Consider the following 18,078-nt stretch of genomic DNA (forward strand, 5'->3'; position numbering starts at 1 on the left):
CAATGCCGCTCACTTTGCTGGCCCTGACCTCCGCCGACGTCCTGCTCGACCCGGCTTTTCTGGAACCAGCGTCGGCCAACCGGCTGCTGGCCGAACTGGCCAGCACCATTGCCTGGCGGCAGGAGTCGATTCAGCTCTACGGCAAGGCGGTGCTGCAGCCCCGGCTATCAGCGTGGTACGGCGACGCAGAAGCCCGCTACCGTTACTCTGGCCTGAGCCTGGAGCCCCTGCCCTGGACGCCCACCCTACTTGCGCTGCGGCAGCTGCTGGAAGAGGCCACCGGAACGCGGTTCAACAGTGTGCTGCTCAACCTTTACCGCCACGGACAGGATAGCATGGGCTGGCACGCCGACGATGAGCCGGAGCTGGGTCCGGCTCCGGTTATTGCTTCATTGAGTTTGGGTGCGGCGCGGCGCTTCCGCTTGCGCCCCCGCAAGCCCGGCCTCGCCCCACCTGTCGCGCTGGACCTGACCAGCGGCAGCCTGCTGGTCATGCGGGGCCTCACGCAGCGGTATTGGCTGCACGCCGTGCCCAAAACGGCCCGCCCCGTCGGCCCCCGGCTCAACCTCACCTTTCGGCTTGTCTCGTCGGCAGGCGCCCGGAAGTAGCCGGCAGCAAAAAGGCTTACTCCCGCAGGAATAAGCCCTTTTTGTATTCTGTTTCTTTGTAGGAACGTCAGCCAACAACAGCTAGCAGCGGAAAGCTAATAGCCGGAAGAAGGCTAGCGCAGCTCGAACAGCAGGCCTACGTAGCCCAGCCGGCCGATGCCCTGGCTGCCGTACACCTGCACGTTGCCGGCGTCGAACAGGTTGGAAACGCCGGCCTGCAGCGTGGTGTGCAGGGTCGGGAACGCGAAGCCAGCCTGGGCGTCTACCGTGTGGTAAGCGGCTACCTGCCCGCGGGCAAATGTAGACTCGTAGAGGAAGGAGTCGCTCCAGCGGTAGTTCACGTTGTAGCTCAGACGCTTCATCATGGCGCCTTCCAGGGCCACGTTGTACTTGTGCTTGGGCGTGTTGAAGAAGGTCTGGAAGCCTTCGGGCAGCTTGCCGGTAAAGATTTCGTTGTAGCTGTAGTTGGCTGCCACGGTCAGGGGGGCGCCAAACCGGTAGCTCAGGCCAATGGAAGCTCCCTGGGTTTCCACCTTCTGGGCAATGTTAGCCGAAATCTGGAGCACGCGCACGGTGCTGCCGGGCGCATTGGTGGTAGCCAGCTCAGCCGGAGCCGGGCGCGTACCGTCGGTTTTGCCAACGAAGGTCTGGGTGCCGATGAAGTCGTTGTAGAAGCTGCGGAAGTAATCCACATCCACGAACAGGTTGTCACCCAGTACGGCCCGGTAGCCTACTTCCGCGGTATTTACTTCTTCCAGGCGGAGCTTGTCGGCATGGTAGAGGTTGTTGCCGTCAGCCGGCGAGCCTCCGGCCAGCACGGCCAGCTTGTAGCCATCGTAGCCATTTTTGATGTTGCCCAGGATCAGGGCCCGGCCTACGTCGAGGCGGATATACTGGTCGGTTTGAGTAGGCGAGCGGAATGCGCGGCTATAGCTGGCGCGGAAGTTCTGCTTCTTGTCGGCGCCGGCCGAGTACACCACCGAAGCGCGGGGCGAGAAGGCAGGGCTGAAGTTCTTGAACTCATCCACCCGGCCCGCTACCGACAGCTTCAGCCGGTTGTCGAGCATGGTTTTCGTAATCTGGGCGTAGCCGCCGTACTCGTGGTTGAGCAGACGGTCACCACCGGGCGTGTCTTCGAACAAGGAGCCTTCGGAACCAAGGCGGAACTGGCGGTAGGCCGCGCCCACGATTACGTCGGCAAACTCGAACTTAAAGTTGTACTGGGCGCTGGCGTCGTTCAGGATCGAGCGGAGCTGCACAACTGCGCCCTGGCCGGGGCGCGAGTCCTGCAGAATGCGGGTGCGGGCCGCCTCAAACTCCGGCGTGCCCGGCTTCAGCTGGGGAGCGTTGGCATTGGCAAAGGCACGGGCAGCGGCAGCGGCGCTGGTGGCATTGCCGCCGGGAGCGTAGAATGCCTGGTTGTAGGCCTGGGCGTAGGTCTGGAAGTAGCGCTGAGCATAGGTGGCCGTCGAGCCGGGAACAACCGTGTTCTGCAGGAAGCCGCCCAAAAAGCCCAGGTTGTACGACGTCTTGTCGTCCGAAGGATCCGGCGAGTAGTCGCGGGTGGAGTAGGCGCGCACAAACCAGTTGGTGCCTTTCACTTCGGCCCGGCCCTGGTGGCTGCCGCTGTTCTGGAACCGGTAGCGACTGGCGCTCTGGAAGATCGTGCTGCCATTCACCCACTTGTAGTCAACGGTGGCTTTCACATTGCTGGTCAGCAGCATCGAAAGCGAAGGCTGCACTTTGTAGATGTGGGTGTTCTGGTTGCTGCCGCTCCCGATAAGCTCGGTTTCGGTGTAGCCGGGCAGAAATACGGTCTGCCCACCCAGGGCATTGGGTGTGCCGGGGGCAATAAGGCCGGGAGCATACCGGAAGCCCACGTCGCCGTAGCGGTTCACGGCGTCGTAGCCGAGGTTGGAGGTTCGCTCGTGGTTGTTGGGCTCGATCAGCAGGTCGGTCGGGTTTTCGTTGTCGGCAATCCAGTCCCGGGCCGTCAGGGCGCCGCCGCTGATTTTAAAGGCAAACCGCTCCCCGAGGCGGGTGGCGTAGCGAATCTGGCCATCGAACAGGTTCCGGTTGCCGCCGCGCAGTCGCACGGTCAGGCCCTCATTCACGAACGGGTCCTTGGAGTTGAACAGCACCACGCCGTTAAAGGCGTTGGCACCGTACAGGGCCGAAGCCGGACCATGCACAATCTCAATGCTTTCCACGTCCAGATCGGGAATGCCGAGCAGGTTGCCGAAGTTGCTGCTCAGGGAGGGCAGCTGGGTGTCCATGTAGTCGGCCAGCTGAATCACACGCTCGGAGCGGGAGCTGTTAAAGCCCCGGGTGCTGATGCTCGACGTCAACAGGCTGGAGCTGCTCACGTCCACGCCGCGCACCCGGGCCAGGCCGGAAAGCAGGTCGGGAGTCGTGATCTGCTCGACCTGGCGCTCGGTCAGCTTGTCGACCGTCACCGGAGCCTGGAGCAGGCTTTCCTCAATGCGCGAGGCAGAGGCAATCACCTCGGCCGTCAGGTTAGAGCTGATCTTCATGCCCACCTTCACATCATTGTCGGGGGCGGTCAAGCTGACCTCCTGGGTTTCGAAGCCCACGAACGATACCGACAACACCACCGGCGGGTTGCTGAAGTCGGCCTTCAGCAGAAATTTGCCGTCGCGGTCGGTGCTGGTGCCGATGAACGTGCCTTTAATAAATACGGTCGCACCCGGCAGTGCCTCGCCGGTATCGGTTGTCACGGTGCCGCTGACCGTAACGTTTTCAGCCTGAGCCCAGGCCGGCAAGTAGGCCGCCAGCATAAGCAAGCTCAGGAGTAAGGATCGGTAAAGGTGTGTCATAGAAGGAAAAGGGCAGTAGAAAAATGAAGGAAATCTTGCAAAAATAAGGCTTTTTTGAGGGATTTTTAAATAAAATCCAGTTGATCTATCATCTTTTAGGTAAACAGCCTGCTTTGTCGGGTAGAATGGCATTCCTACCCTTTTAACCCTGCTCGCAGCTCGTTGTGCTCCGGAATTCGGCAGCCAAGCGCACGAACCACAGATAAAGCCGATGGATGCATCGACCCGGAACAGAGAGGCCGGTTGGCGTAGTTGACTGGAATATTATCGAATAATATAAAATTAATCATGAAAAAACAAAAGATATTCTCACTGGTCTTAGAATCAGTGTCTATACCTCGTTTCTAGTCGCCAGAACTGTCGGCAAGCCGGCCCATTGCTCAGTGATATCCTTCCCTACCGCTAAGCGCGCTTAAACTGTTACTTTCGCCTCAATCCTCCGGCCCCGCCTCCTTACTAGATTTCTGCCCCATGTCCGACACCACCGCTTCTGCTGTTACCGAGTCTACGTCTGAGCCGCTTACCGTAATGGGAGCGGGGCTGGTGGGCTCCCTGCTGGCTTTGTACCTAGCCCAGCGGGGGCACCAGGTCGAGGTGTTTGAGCGCCGGTCTGACCTGCGGAAGGCCGGCATAGTGGAAGGCCGCTCCATCAACTTGGCTTTGTCGGACCGCGGGTGGCGGGCTCTGGACGGGGTCGGCATCGGGGAGCAGATCCGGCGGGTGGGCATTCCGATGTACGGCCGCGTGATGCACGACGTGCATGGCAACCTTACCCACCAGGCGTATGGCCAGGACAACCAGGCAATCTTCTCGGTTTCGAGGGCCGGGCTGAACCGGGCCCTGCTTGATCTGGCCGAGGCCGACCCGCGCATCACGCTGCGCTTCACCAAGCAGTGCCAGAACGTAGACCTGGCCAAGCACACCCTGCAGCTGCGCGACGGGAACACCGGGCAGGTAGAAACCGTACCGTTCCGGCACCTGTTCGGTACCGATGGAGCCTTTTCCGCGGTACGGAGCGTGCTGCAGAAAACGGACCGCTACGACTACTCCCAGAAATACCTGGAGTACGGCTACAAGGAGCTGACGATTGCCGCCGGCACCGATGGGGCCTGGCAGATCGAGAAGAATGCCCTGCACATCTGGCCCCGGGGGCAGTACATGATGATTGCCCTGCCCAACCTCGATGGCTCCTTCAATTGTACCCTGTTCTTTCCGTTCGAAGGGCCGCACTCGTTTGCTTCGCAGCAGACCGGTGAGCAGGTGCGGACGTTTTTCGAAGAGGTGTTCCCGGATGCCGTGCCGCTGATGCCGGAGCTCGAAACCGAGTACTTCGAGAATCCAACCGGCTCGCTGGTCACCATCCGCTGCTTTCCCTGGGCCTTCGACGACGACGTGCTGCTGCTTGGCGACGCCTCTCACGCCATTGTGCCCTTTTATGGGCAAGGCATGAATGCCGGGTTCGAAGACTGCACCGTGCTAAACGAGCTGATGGGCCGCTACGGCAGCGACTGGCTTACCATCTTCCGCGAATTTCAGCAGCAGCGCAAGCCCGATGCCGATGCCATTGCGGACCTGGCCGTCTACAACTTCGAAGAAATGCGCGACCGGGTGGCCGACCCCCGGTTTCTGCTGCAAAAAAAGATTGAAAGCAGGATTTCGGCGCAGTTTCCCGGCCAGTGGCTTTCGCTATACTCCCAGGTCACGTTCTCGCACATTCCCTATGCCGAAGCCCTGACCAACGGGCGGCAGCAGGAACAGATTATGAGCCGGGTGATGCCCCTGATTCAGGATGAGGCGGACTATGAGCGCCCTGAGGTGCAGGAGCTGGTACGGCAGGAAATGGCCCGCCGCGAGCAGGAAAAGGTGTTTTAAGCCAACCCGACTACAGGTTGCTGACCACCCGGGGCTGGTCGAAGGCGTTCCGGCGCAGCGACCGGGCATCCGTCAGTGCCGCGGGACGGCTGTTCTTACCGGCAGACCGGTTGGCTACTTCCGTTTCCTCCAGGCTCGTACCATAACTTCCTGGTTCCGGGGCGGCTGAGGCCGTACGAACGGCTGCAAGGGTAAACGCCAGCATTGCCGTAAAAGAAACGGCAAAGAGAATCAGGGTGAGGATAGACCGGGGCATACACAAAATGGTAAAAAACCGGAGAATTATGGTTTTTTGAGGATATTTCCTCTAAATCGTGTTCAAATCTAGTATCATTTTGGGAAACTCCACTATTGTATTAGCTGAATTCTTCTTTTTACGTAGCGAACGGCTCTTTTTTCTGGCTGAATGAACTACGGATGAGCTGGCATCAGCCTATCAGCAACCCCAGCCCCATTCCGAACATTGTTCCAAGGCCCAGCGCAAAGCCGGCGTACACCTGGGCCGGTGTATGGGCCTGTAGGCGCAGCCGGGCCCATAGGACGGCGCCGGCCGCTGCTACAGCACCTGCTACTACTAAGGAGCCGGCCAGCCGGGGATATACCAGCAGGAGCAACCCCAACGCCCCACCCATACCCACCCCATGCGCGCTGATTTTCCAACGCAGCGTGATAAGCGTGGTCAGCAGCACGGCTATGGTCATTCCCACGAGCATCTGGCTGAGCAGGGCGTCGTAGCGGGCCGGGTTGTGCAGCAGAAACGCAGCCGCACCAAAGCTCAGAGCACCGAGCAGCAGGGGCAGGGGGCGCTGCCTTCGTTCGCCCAGCTCCAGGGAAGTGATTTTGCCCAGCTTATACAGCAGGCCGGTTGCGAGGGCCGGCAGCAGAAACGTAAGGCCAGCCACCAACGCCACCACGCCGGCCCGGTCGGCCGGGACCGCGGCTGAGCCGGCACCGGGCAGGCCATAGCACAGCAGGGCCGCCAGATAGGTTGGCAGCAAAAGAGGGTGAAGTACTACTGAAAGCAGGTTGGCAAGGTGCCGGCTCACGTTGGCAGGTATAGGACCGCAAAGCTACTTACCTGGCATTAGTTGCCAGTTGCTTGTTGTCAGTTGATGGCCCCGTTTCTGGCGACCAGATGGAATTCGACGTCCAAAAACAAAACCTTTCCACCCGATGGGCAGAAAGGCTTGTCAGTCTGTGCCTTGTCCGTTGTGTGTATCGTTCTGACAACTGACAACTGACAACGAACAACGAGCACGCTACAGCTCCTTACGCAGGCGGGCCACCGGAATGTTGAGCTGCTCCCGGTACTTGGCTACCGTGCGGCGGGCAATGTTGTAGCCCCGGGCGTTCAGCATCTTTTCCAGCTTGTCGTCGGAGAGGGGCTTGCGCTTGCTTTCCCCGTCGATGATTTCTTTCAGGATGTGCTTGACCTCCCGGGAGCTGGCATCCTCGCCCGAGTCGGTGGCAATGCCCTCGGAGAAGAAGTACTTGAGCGGGTAGATGCCGAATTCCGTCTGCACCGACTTGCTGTTGGCTACCCGGCTCACCGTGGAGATGTCCATGTTGATTTCCTGGGCAATGTCCTTCAGAATCATCGGCCGCAGCTTGCTTTCGTCGCCTTCCAGGAAAAAGTCGTGCTGGTAGCGCACGATGGCGTCCATCGTGCGGAGCAGGGTTTGCTGGCGCTGCTTGATGGCATCAATAAACCACCGGGCCGAGTCGAGCTTCTGCTTCACGAACGTGACGGCCTCCTTCATCTTCTTGTCCTTCTTGGCGGCCTTGTCGTAGGTCTGGAACATCTCGGTGTAGGCCGGCGCCACCCGCAGGTCCGGGGCGTTGCGGGAGTTCAGCGTGAGGTTGAACACGCCGTTTTCCACCGTCAGAATAAAGTCGGGGATGATGTACTGCACCTTGCCCAGACCCACCGGGCCCGAGCCGCCGGGCTTGGGATTGAGCTTGAGAATCAGGGCAATGGCTTCCTTAAGCTCGTCGTCCTCCAGGTCCAGCTTCTGCTGAATGCGGGGGTAGTGCTTTTTGGTGAACTCGTCGTAGCATTCAGTCAGGATGGCTTCGGCGGCTTCCACGGTTTCGTCGCCGGGGCGGCGCTCCAGCTGCAGCAGCAGGCACTCCCGCAGGTCCCGGGCCCCGATGCCGGCCGGGTCAAACGACTGAATCAGGTGCAGAACCGTCTCAATCTCGTCTTCCGAGGCCTCGATGTTCTGGGAAAAAGCCAGGTCGTTGGCAATGGCCGACAGGTCGCGGCGGATATAGCCGTCGTTGTCGATGGAGCCGATCAGCTGACGGCCAATGGCTTCCTGCTTTTCGTCGAGGCTGGCAAAGCCAAGCTGGTCGAGCAGGGAGTCGGTAAGGGTGGAGCCGGTGTCGGCCAGGGGCATCTCGCGGCCGTCGTCATCGTCGCCGGGTCCGTCGCCCTGCATCTTGTAGCCGGCTATTTCGTCGTCGTTGAGGTAGTCGCTCAGGTCGAGGTCCGTGTTGTCGGGCTCGTTCTGCTCGGGTGCTTCCTCGGCCTTGGGCAGCTCGATTTCGGGCTGCTCGTCGGTGCCGGCTTCGCTGAAGTCCTCATCCAGGGTATTGTCGTCGTTGTCGAACTCGGCATCGGGGTCGTCAAAGTCCTCGTCCGAATCATTCTCATCGTCGCGCTCCTGCTCTTCCGCGTCGTCGGCATCCTCGTCGCCTTCTTCCAGAGCGGGGTTGGCTTCGAGCTCTTCCTTGATGCGGGCCTCCAGCTCGACAGTCGGAATCTGCAGAAGCTTAATGAATTGTATCTGTTGGGGCGACAGCTTCTGCGAGAGAAGCTGCTTCATGTCAAGTCGTTGCATACGCCAAATGGGGTTCGGGAGGCAGGGCGCGGAATAGCCGCCTCCTGATCAAATGTAGCTTTTATTGGTACTAAGGTTAACGCAAAAAAGTTGAGTCCGGTCCGGTTTAACCCGAAATCAAGTACGCGGCCCCGGTTTAAAAGACCGGGATGTGGTGGGAGCCGACGGGCGGCTTCGGGTTGAAATTCCCTTTCAGTGCACCCCGCAAAACTCCTACCTTTGCCAGCTTACCGAATAATCACCCTAACCAAGTCCGATGTCTGTCAGAAGGTCGAGCGTGCAGGAGTTGCTGCGCAGCCAGGAGCTGGAACGCGAAGTAGTGGTAAAAGGCTGGGTCCGCACCCGCCGTGGCAATAAATACGTGCAGTTCATTGCCGTCAACGACGGCTCCGGCTTTAACTCAATTCAGGTAGTTGCCAACGCTGAGCAGTTTCCCGAAGAGCAGCTCAAGGCCGATGGCGTGGAAAACGGTGCCGCCGTAGCCGTGCGCGGCCAGCTCGTCGCTTCGCAGGGCAAGGGGCAGACGGTGGAGATTCAGGCCACCGAAATCACTGTGCTGGGCAAAGCCGACCCCACCGAATACCCGCTTCAGAAGAAGGGCCACTCGCTTGAGTTCCTGCGCGAAATTGCTCATCTGCGCCCCCGTACCAACACCTTCGGGGCCGTGCTGCGCATCCGGCACGCCATGGCCTTTGCCGTGCACCAGTTCTTCAACGACCAGGGCTTCTTCTACGTGCATACGCCCATTATTACGGGCTCGGATGCCGAAGGCGCCGGTCAGATGTTCCGCGTAACCACCCTGCCCGAGCAGAACCCGCCCCTGACCGAAGACAAGTCGGCGGTGGACTACAAGCAGGACTTCTTCGGCAAGCAAACTAACCTGACCGTATCGGGGCAGCTGGAGGGCGAAATTGCTGCCCTGGCCCTGGGCAAGGTGTACACGTTCGGGCCCACCTTCCGGGCTGAGAACTCCAACACGGCCCGGCACCTGGCCGAGTTCTGGATGATTGAGCCCGAAGTGGCCTTCAACGACCTGCAGGACAACATGGACCTGGCCGAGGACTTCCTTCGCTACCTGGTGCGCTATGCCCTGGAGAACTGCCAGGATGACCTCAAGTTCCTCAACGAGCAGTACGACAAGGAACTGCTGGGCCGCCTGCAGTTCGTGGTCGACAACGACTTCCAGCGCCTGAACTACACCGAGGCAGTGGGCATCCTGAAATCGGCCAAGCAGAAGTTCGAGTTCCCCGTCGACTGGGGCACCGACCTGCAGAGCGAGCATGAGCGCTACCTCGTGGAGAAGCACTTCAAAAAGCCCGTTATCCTGATCAACTACCCCAAGGATATCAAGGCCTTCTACATGAAGCTCAACGACGACAACCAGACCGTGCGGGCCATGGACGTGCTGTTTCCCGGTATCGGTGAAATCATCGGCGGCTCGGAGCGCGAGGAAAGCCTGGAAAAGCTCACCAAGCGCATGGCCGAGATGAACGTGCCCGAGCACGAGCTGTGGTGGTACCTGGAGCTGCGCAAGTATGGCACCGCGCCCCACTCGGGCTTCGGTCTGGGCTTCGAGCGCCTGGTGCTGTTCGTGACCGGTATGGCCAACATCCGCGACGTCATTCCCTTCCCCCGCTTTCCCAAGAGCGCCGAGTTTTAAGATTGGCGGATAGCTATTGGCTGTTAGCTGATAGCCTGGTTTTGGCAGGCATTCATGTAATAAGTAAGAAAGGTAGCTCCGGACGGGCTGCCTTTCTTAATTGGGCAAAAGCGGAAAGTGGTTTGCGGTCCTGGTCAAAAGGAAAACCGCATTTTCTTGCCTTGTACGAGCTTGTTACTACATTAAAAGCTAACAGCTAATAACTCAGCAGTAGCCGCGCAGCTCTTTGCCATCCACGGCCACCAGCCAGTCGAGGCGGAGCTCGAAGCCGTCGGTCAGGCGCAGGTACTCTACTTTGTCGCGGATGTAGAGGTCGGCAATGACGCCGGTAACTGACGCTTCGGCAGCGGCATCCGGGGCGCGGTAGCGGATTTCGGCCGGCTGCCGCCGGGTGGCCAGGGCTTCGAGCTCATCGTAGAAATTGCAGCTGATGGGTTGGTAGTCACTCATGGCGTTTCAGATTTCAGGCGGGCATTGGCCAGCAGGTCAAACAAGCCGGCGAACAGCGGGTGACGGTCCAGAATCAGGGCGACGGCCGTGCCGAACACCGGGGCCGACAGCAGGGCCATCCGGCTGATGTCGCCGGACAGCAGCATGTGGAGCAGCACAATGAGTAGCAGCCCGATGGCAGCGGGATGCAGGCGGGGCAGCCACGTTTGCATAGCTGACCGTCCACCCCAGAAGCCTGCGGCCAGGACCAGGGTAAACACCCCGTATTCCATCAGCAGGGTCAGCAGGCCCCGGGGCGTGAGCAGAGCTGCGGTGGCGTCGCGGATGTTGCGCAGCAACGCCAGGGGCTGGGGAAACAGCACGGCCAGGTTGGTAGCCGGCGCCAGGTAGTCGAGCAGCCCGTGCACACCTGCCAGCAGCAGCATTCCGCCGGCCAGGGCCGGCAGACGGTAGCGCCAGGGTACGAAGGCGCCGTGCAGCAGCACCAGCGGCATGAACAGCAGCAGGGACTCCTTCAGCACGGGGCCCAGCAGGGCAACAAGCAGCAGCACCCGGCCGTGGCGGGCGCAGCAGGCGTAGTACAGGGCCGATACCACCAGCACCGAGGCACTGTCGAGGAGCGCCAGCCCGGCCAGGTAGCTGACCACCCCGCTGCTGAGCACGGCCGCCATACCCAGCAGGGCCGGCGCCACCCGGGCGCCCAGCTTCCGGGCCGCGCGGTAAATGCACACCCCGGCCAACGCCAGCAGCGTAGAATTCAGCAGCCAGAACGCGGAGCCCACCGGCACCGGGCTGCCCGGGTTTCGCCAGCTGCCCAGCCCGGTCATCAGCTCGGCCAGCGCCCGGGCCAGCAGGGGCAGTACCACGCGGTAGCGGTACGACACGTACACGTCGAAGTCGCCGCGGGCCATGCGCAGGTACACAGCCTCGTCGCTCGAAAAAGTGGAGGAGTGGTTTACCAGAATAATAAAGCCATTGCCCAGCACCAGCCCCAGCGCCAGCAGGAACACGAGCAGCAAGGGGTGTCGACGAATAAACGGGAGCATAGGCAGGAGCAGGCCGACGGCAGGTAGCGCTGCCGGTCAGGCTGGTGTAAAGTACAAGTTTGGCTGGTCCGGCATCCAGGCGGCGTGGTTGGGGCTGGTCAGATGTGCTTCCGCTCGTAGAGGCTGGTGGCTTTTTCGCGGACGTGGCGGGCAAAGTCCGGGTCGTTGGCTATTTCCTCCCAGCTGGCCTGTTTCTCCAGCTCCTTGGCCAGCTCGCTGATGGCCGCCTCATCGGCCGGAGTGAAGGGGCGGAACAGCCGGTAGGCCTGGTAGGTAAAACCAAACCCCAGCTGCCCGAAGTTTTGCTCGGTGCAGATCAGCAGGACCATGTGGCGTCCGGCCAGCTGCTCCCGCAGGTTCAGGTCGCGCACGGTGTGCGACTCGGGGGCACTCTCAGGCCAGAATACGTACTCATACCCAGCCCAGTAGCGCGAAGCCGGAGTGAACAGCTTCTGAAAATAGGGGTAGAAGTTGTAGAAGCTCTGGGCGAAGCTGTCCCCGATAATCAGGGCGTTGGCGCGCTGCTTGCGGGCGGTGTCCGGGCTGAACCGCACCCGCGGATACGCCATCGGGTAGGGTGGCGTAGACCACATCCGGTTCAGAATCTTCTGCAGGTCATCGTCGGTGTAGCGCATCGAGTCGATGCTGGTGGCTACGGTGTAGCCGTGCGTGGCGAAATCCGGCAGGTCCAGCCGGGTCAGGTGCTCGACGCGCCGGAACAGCGTATCAGCTACCAGGGCGGTGGCGTAGCCGCTCCAGTGGGTGCCGCCCCGCGGAAACAGCGGAAAGCGCGTGGTATCCTGCCAGCGCTGCATCAGCGCCGCCGCGTCGAGTACGTTCAGCTGGTACCGGCGGGCAGCCTGCAGTACCCCGTCGTAATTGCTGGTTGTGCGGGGCAGCCCGGCATACTGAGAGGGTAGCTGCCCGGGCAGAATGCGGGCCTTACCAGGGGCCAGCACCACCAGCAGCTGCGTGCCCTGCGCCGCCAGGGAGTCCTGGATTACCTTCAGCAGCTGCACCCGGTAGTCCAATTCGGAGGCCCCGGCGTAGTCGCGCCCCTGGTACGCGGCAATGCTGACGGGCTGATACAGCACGTCGTCCTGGCCTACCGTCACGATGTCGACCCTGGTCTGGCGGAACAAGGAGTACGCCAGCTGGTTGCGCAGGCGCAGCAGCCAGCTCCGGAAGCCGAGCCGGTCCTGCAGGTACGCTTCCAGCTGGGGCTGGTAGGTGTTTTTGCGAATGTGGTCCCAGTCCAGCTCGGGGTGGGGCTGCTGGTCGAAGTAGCCGTCGAGGGGCTTTACCGTAACCCAATTGAACTTGGCCTGCAGGGCGGGCAGCAGCAAGAGCAGGAACAGGGCCCCGAACAGCAGATGCTTGATAGAAAAACGCGTACCCACGGGCCTAAAAGCGGAAGTAAATAAAGGGATTAAAGCTGTTGCCGATAACGTAGCTCACGCTCAGAATCAGCAGCACGGCTGTTACCAGCGTCAGGGTCATGGCCCGGGGCAGGGTCAGGTGCGTGGCCGCCAGGGTGCCCAGCTCCCAGCGCTCTATCCGGGGCAGGGCGGCCATAAAGGCAAAGACGGTGGCCAGCACCAGGGTAAACCAAAATTCCCGGGTGAAGTACGGCAGCGAGGTTATCGCGCCGCCAAACATCTGTTTCAGGTAGTCCAGGGCGCCGGTCAGCGTTTCGGCGCGGAACAAAACCCAGCCAACGACCGTGATGAGAAAGGTGGGAATGATGCTCAGGGCCCCGATGCGCTGGTAGATTCTCAGCAGAAACAGCCGGTCCAGCACCAGGAACAGGCCGTGGAAGGCGCCCCAGGCAATAAAGTTCCAGGCGGCCCCGTGCCAGAAGCCGGATAAGATAAACACCGTCCACAGGTTGGCATACAGCCGCCCGGTGCTGACGCGGTTGCCACCGAGCGGAATGTAGAGATAGTCGCGCATCCAGCGGCCCAGCGTAATGTGCCAGCGCTGCCAGAACTCAGTGATGCTCCGGGAGATGTAGGGGTTGTTGAAGTTCTCGGGAAACTGAAACCCGATCATCCGGCCGATGCCGATGGCCATATCGGAGTAGCCGGAAAAGTCGAAGTAGATCTGGAAGGTGTAGGCCAGGGCGCCCAGCCAGGCCAGGGGCATCGACAGCTCCCCCGGGGCCAGGCCGAAGATGCGGTCGGCTTCCTGGCCCAGCACATTGGCAATAAGCGTCTTCTTGGCCAGCCCGATGACAAACCGGAACAGGCCGGCCAGCTTGTGGTCAATGGTGTCGAAGGCCGTGCGGTCGATAAGCTGGTCGGCAATTTCGTGGAAGCGCACGATGGGCCCGGCAATCATCTTCGGAAACAGCATGATGTACAGCATGAAGTCCCAGAAGGAGCGCAACGGCCGGTTCACGCCCCGGTACACGTCGATGGTGTAGGTCAGCTTCTCGAAGGTGAAAAACGAGATGCCGATAGGCAGCACCACTTTTTCCCAGGTCAGCGCCCCACCCCCCAGGCTGGTCTTGACGGCGCTGAAGTTTTCCAGAAAGAAGTTGGTGTACTTGAAGTAGAACAGCATTCCCACGTTGAGAATGATGCTCAGAATAAGATAGATGCGCTTCTGCCAGCCTTCCGCTTTGTCCATGAGACGGATGATGATGAAGTTGAGCACCACGGAGGCCACGAACAGCGCAAGGAAGTTGAGGCCGCCCCAGGAGTAGAAAAGCAGGCTGGCCGTCAGGGCCACCCCATTCTTCAGGCGGGTAGGAACCAGGTAATAGATCAGCAGGAAGGCCGGGAAAAAGTATAGCAGGAATAGCGTACTGCTGAAAACCATGAGCAGGCTTGTAGGAAGTAGTTAAGGGCGCGCAAGTTACTTATTTAGCGTGCAGACCGACCCCGCCCGCCGGGCGCCCTCAAAATTTTCCGGCCCGCCTTTGCCCGGTCCGCGCCAACCCGGCCGGGCACAAAAAAGCCCCTCCCGAGGGAGAGGCTCTTCACAACGGTCGGGTGGGCGTTAGTGATTGCCCTTGCCGTGACCTTTGCCATTACCATTACCATGGCCATTTCCGTGTCCGTTGCCGCGACCCTGGCCCGGGGCGCCGTCAACAACCATGACCTGGTTGCTGCGCATCTTTTTGGCCTGGCCGGGCGGCATGCCGTGGGGATGGCCATACTTGGCTTTGTGCTGGGCGTAGCCGCCCCAGGGCTGGGCCCCCACGTAGTTAATCACGACGGGGTGGAAGTTAGCCGGGTTGTAGCCGCTCAGCGACGCTACCCGCATCCATTTGCCATTGCGCTGCACGATATAGCGCTGGGCCGGCACGTCGTAGTAGCCGCCCACTTCGGGAATGTAGTAGTACTGTGAGCCCTGGGGCAGGGCCGGACCCCAGGAGGGCGGGTTGATGTTGATATTGATCTGAGCCTGGGCGGGCTGGGCCGCACCGGCCAGCAGGAGGGCGAAAGCGCCGGTCAGCGCAAGTTTGGACAGCATGTTCATGGGAAAGATCGGTTAGGAGGTGATGGACCATTGCTATTTACAAGAACGGAGCCAAACTACGGTTGGGTTGCCCGCCCAGGACCTAGTGAAACCGAAAGCGGCGGGGACAAAACCCGACGGTGGGCTGTTACCGTTTTTCGGGCCCGAATCTGCGCTGGTCCGGGGAAGGCGCCTTTCACGCTAATCCTGCTGGCAAATAAGCTATTCGGGCTAGCCAGCGGGCGTCGTTTTGCGTACTTTTGCAGACTTATCCGCTCCGCTGCCGCATGGCCAAAAAATCAACTGCCGCTCCCAAAGCTTCCAAACCCGCGCTGCAACCGGCGGATTCGCCCGCTGTGGTAGCCCTGGCGCCGCCCGCAGCCGGCGGTACCCACGCCGAGTCGCCTTTTATCGAGGTGTACGGGGCCCGGGAGCACAACCTGAAAAACGTATCGGTGCAGATTCCCCGGGGCAAGCTCGTCGTGTTCACGGGCATCTCCGGCTCGGGCAAGTCGAGCCTGGCCTTTGATACCATCTACGCCGAAGGGCAGCGCCGCTACATGGAGACGTTCTCGGCCTACGCCCGCTCGTTCATGGGCGGCCTGGAGCGGCCCGACGTCGATAAGATCGAGGGATTGTCGCCGGTTATCAGCATTGAGCAGAAGACCACCTCGCGCAACCCCCGCTCCACGGTGGGCACCATCACCGAGATTTACGACTTCCTGCGCCTGTTCTACGCCCGCACGGCCGAGGCTTTCAGCTATGCCACCGGCGCCAAGATGATCCGGCAGAGCGACGAGCAGATCATCAACTACATCCTGCGCCACTATGACGAGAAAAAGCTGGTAGTGCTGGCCCCCGTCGTGAAAGGCCGCAAGGGCCACTACCGGGAGCTGTTCGAGCAGATCCGCAAGCTCGGCTTCGTGCGCGTGCGCGTCGACGGCGAGCTGCTGGAGCTCACGCCCAAGATGCAGGTGGACCGCTATAAGATCCACGACATCGAAATCGTCATCGACAAGATTCAGGTGCGCAAGGAAGATCGGTTCCGGCTGTCGGGCTCGGTGCAGAACGCCCTGACCCACGGCAAGGGCACGATGCTGGTGCTGGACCCGGACACCAAGAAAACGCAGTTTTTCTCGCGCTTTCTGATGGACCCCACCACCGGCATTGCCTACGACGACCCGGCGCCCAACACGTTCAGCTTCAACTCGCCCTACGGCGCCTGCCCTACCTGCAACGGCCTGGGCGAAGTGCAGGAAATCACCGAGGACTCGGTGATGCCCGACAAGAAGCTCAGCATCAGCCGGGGCGGCATCGCGCCCCTGGGCGAGTACCGCGACATCTGGATTTTTCAGCAGCTGGGTCTGATCCTGAAAAAGCACAAGGCCAGCCTGAGCACCGCCCTCGATAAGCTGCCCGACGAGCTGGTGCAGCGCCTGCTTTACGGCATGCCCGAAGACGAGGACGCCGACCCCAAGAAGAGCAACTACACCGAGCCGTTCGAAGGCATCATTCCCTTCCTGCGCCGGCAGATGGAATCTGATTCGGAAAATATCCGGGAGTGGATTCAGCAGTACACCCAGGCCCGGGAGTGCCCCGAGTGCCATGGCTACCGCCTGAAGAAGGAGTCCCTGCACTTCAAAATCGACGGCAAAAACATTGGGGAGCTGTCCGTGATGGACATCAACGAGCTGAGCCGGTGGTTTGAAGGACTGGAGGAGCGCCTGACCGAGCGGCAGAACGTGATTGGCCGGGAGCTGCTCAAGGAGCTCCGCAAGCGCATCGGCTTCCTGCTCGAAGTCGGCCTGGAATACCTGAACCTGCACCGCTCGGTTCGGACGCTGTCGGGCGGGGAAAGCCAGCGGATTCGCCTCGCCACCCAGATTGGCACCCAGCTCGTGGGCGTGCTCTATATCATGGACGAGCCCAGCATCGGCCTGCATCAGCGCGACAACGAGCGGCTCATCAAGGCGTTGCAGCATCTGCGCGACATCGGCAACTCCGTTATCGTGGTGGAGCACGACAAGGACATGATCATGAATGCCGACCACGTGCTCGACATCGGGCCGGGCGCGGGCATTCACGGCGGCCACATCGTGGCGTCGGGCTCGCCCACCGAGATTTTTAAGTCGGGCAGCCTGACCTCCCAGTACCTGAGCGGGCAGAAGCACATCGAGCTGCGCCGGCAGAAGCGGGCCGGCGACGGGGGGCAGCTGGTGCTGAAAGGCGCTACCGGCCACAACCTCAAGAACGTAACCGTGAAGTTCCCGCTGGGCAAGCTGGTGGCCGTCACGGGCGTATCAGGCTCGGGCAAGTCCAGCCTGATCCACGACACGCTATACCCGATTCTCAACCAGTTCTTCTTCAATGCCAAGCGCGACCCGCTGCCCTACCAGGCTATTGAAGGGCTGGAGCTGATTGACAAGGTAATTGAAGTGGACCAGTCGCCTATCGGGCGCACGCCCCGGTCGAACCCGGCTACCTATACCGGCGTGTTCACCGAAATCCGCAGCTTGTTTGCCTCCTTGCCGGAAGCTAAAATTCGCGGCTATGGCCCGGGCCGGTTCTCGTTCAACGTGAAGGGCGGGCGGTGCGAAACCTGCGAGGGCGCCGGCATCCGCACCATTGAGATGAACTTCCTGCCCGACGTGCACGTGCCCTGCGAAACCTGCAAAGGCCGGCGCTACAACCGTGAAACGCTGGAAGTGCGCTTCAAGGGCAAGAGCATCACCGACATTCTCGACATGACGGTGGAAAAAGCGGTGGAATACTTCGAAAACCAGCCCCGGATTCTGCGCAAGATTCAGGTGCTGAACGAAGTAGGTCTGGGCTACCTCACGCTTGGGCAGCAGGCAACTACGCTCAGCGGGGGCGAGGCCCAGCGCGTAAAGCTTGCGACCGAGCTGGGAAAGAAGGACACCGGCAAGACGTTCTACATCCTCGACGAGCCCACCACCGGCCTGCACTTCGAAGACATTCGTCACCTCTCCGACGTGCTGCAGAAGCTGGTCGACAAGGGCAATACCGTGCTTATCATCGAGCACAACCTGGACCTGATTAAAGTAGCCGACCACATCATCGACCTGGGCCCCGAAGGCGGCGGGGGTGGGGGCACGATTGTCGCCCAGGGGACGCCCGAGCAGGTGGCTAAGGTAAAGAAGGGCCACACCGCCCGCTTCCTGGCCGAAGAGCTGAAAGTAAGCAAGTACGCCGACGCCAAAGCCAGCTAAGCGGTTGGCCTGACCGATAAAAAAAAGCCCCCGGCATAACTGCCGGGGGCTTTTTGCTTTCAGTACT

At 60.9% G+C, this 18,078-nt stretch carries 13 protein-coding genes; 4 read left to right on the forward strand and 9 right to left on the reverse strand.

Annotated elements, in window-relative coordinates; genetic code table 11:
* Positions 1-2 precede the first annotated feature (2 nt).
* Positions 3-608: an alpha-ketoglutarate-dependent dioxygenase AlkB family protein gene (locus LJY25_RS05505; RefSeq protein ID WP_227607238.1), complete on the forward strand. Its 606-nt coding sequence runs from the start codon at positions 3-5 to the stop codon at positions 606-608.
* A 113-nt stretch (positions 609-721) separates the two neighbouring features.
* Here the strand turns inward: LJY25_RS05505 and LJY25_RS05510 are convergent, their stop codons facing one another.
* Positions 722-3,445: a TonB-dependent receptor gene (locus LJY25_RS05510; RefSeq protein WP_227607239.1), complete on the reverse strand. Its 2,724-nt coding sequence runs from the start codon at positions 3,443-3,445 to the stop codon at positions 722-724.
* Between the two features lie 471 nt (positions 3,446-3,916).
* On the opposite strand from LJY25_RS05510, the gene LJY25_RS05515 reads away from it, so the two are divergent.
* A complete protein-coding gene (locus LJY25_RS05515) occupies positions 3,917-5,317 on the forward strand; it encodes an FAD-dependent oxidoreductase (protein WP_227607240.1) in 1,401 nt (466 codons plus the stop codon).
* Positions 5,318-5,327: 10 nt separating this feature from the next.
* Here LJY25_RS05515 and LJY25_RS05520 read toward each other — a convergent pair whose 3' ends face one another.
* The 3 genes from LJY25_RS05520 to rpoN form a co-directional block, all read right to left on the reverse strand.
* On the reverse strand, positions 5,328-5,573 hold the full coding sequence (locus tag LJY25_RS05520) for a hypothetical protein (RefSeq protein ID WP_227607241.1): 246 nt from the start codon (positions 5,571-5,573) through the stop codon (positions 5,328-5,330).
* Positions 5,574-5,745: 172 nt separating this feature from the next.
* The gene (locus LJY25_RS05525) at positions 5,746-6,315 is read right to left on the reverse strand and encodes a hypothetical protein (protein WP_227607242.1); all 570 of its coding nucleotides are present in this window, start codon (positions 6,313-6,315) and stop codon (positions 5,746-5,748) included.
* 261 nt (positions 6,316-6,576) lie between these two features.
* Positions 6,577-8,160 (reverse strand): RNA polymerase factor sigma-54, encoded by a 1,584-nt coding sequence (gene rpoN / locus LJY25_RS05530; protein WP_227607243.1) that lies wholly within the window; start codon positions 8,158-8,160, stop codon positions 6,577-6,579.
* A 256-nt stretch (positions 8,161-8,416) separates the two neighbouring features.
* Here rpoN and asnS point away from each other — a divergent pair, with 256 nt between their 5' ends.
* The gene (gene asnS, locus LJY25_RS05535; protein ID WP_227607244.1) at positions 8,417-9,820 is read left to right on the forward strand and encodes an asparagine--tRNA ligase; all 1,404 of its coding nucleotides are present in this window, start codon (positions 8,417-8,419) and stop codon (positions 9,818-9,820) included.
* Positions 9,821-10,024: 204 nt separating this feature from the next.
* Here asnS and LJY25_RS05540 read toward each other — a convergent pair whose 3' ends face one another.
* The 5 genes from LJY25_RS05540 to LJY25_RS05560 form a co-directional block, all read right to left on the reverse strand.
* Positions 10,025-10,270, reverse strand: a complete 246-nt coding sequence (locus LJY25_RS05540; protein ID WP_227607245.1) for a hypothetical protein — start codon at positions 10,268-10,270, stop codon at positions 10,025-10,027.
* Positions 10,267-11,316: a hypothetical protein gene (locus LJY25_RS05545; RefSeq protein WP_227607246.1), complete on the reverse strand. Its 1,050-nt coding sequence runs from the start codon at positions 11,314-11,316 to the stop codon at positions 10,267-10,269. Before LJY25_RS05545 ends, LJY25_RS05540 begins: the two co-directional genes overlap by 4 nt.
* Positions 11,317-11,414: 98 nt before the next feature.
* The gene (locus LJY25_RS05550; protein ID WP_227607247.1) at positions 11,415-12,716 is read right to left on the reverse strand and encodes an alginate O-acetyltransferase AlgX-related protein; all 1,302 of its coding nucleotides are present in this window, start codon (positions 12,714-12,716) and stop codon (positions 11,415-11,417) included.
* A 4-nt stretch (positions 12,717-12,720) separates the two neighbouring features.
* A complete protein-coding gene (locus LJY25_RS05555) occupies positions 12,721-14,139 on the reverse strand; it encodes an MBOAT family O-acyltransferase (RefSeq protein ID WP_227607248.1) in 1,419 nt (472 codons plus the stop codon).
* 180 nt (positions 14,140-14,319) lie between these two features.
* Positions 14,320-14,796 carry a hypothetical protein gene (locus LJY25_RS05560; protein WP_227607249.1) on the reverse strand — a complete coding sequence of 159 codons (477 nt, stop codon included), beginning with the start codon at positions 14,794-14,796 and terminating at the stop codon, positions 14,320-14,322.
* 272 nt (positions 14,797-15,068) lie between these two features.
* Between LJY25_RS05560 and uvrA the strand changes: the two genes are divergently transcribed.
* Complete coding sequence (gene uvrA / locus LJY25_RS05565) at positions 15,069-18,011, forward strand: excinuclease ABC subunit UvrA (RefSeq protein ID WP_227607250.1); 2,943 nt, start codon at positions 15,069-15,071, stop codon at positions 18,009-18,011.
* Positions 18,012-18,078: the final 67 nt, after the last annotated feature.

It is taken from the genome of Hymenobacter translucens, assembly GCF_020685205.1.
Taxonomy (GTDB): Bacteria; Bacteroidota; Bacteroidia; order Cytophagales; family Hymenobacteraceae; genus Hymenobacter; species Hymenobacter translucens.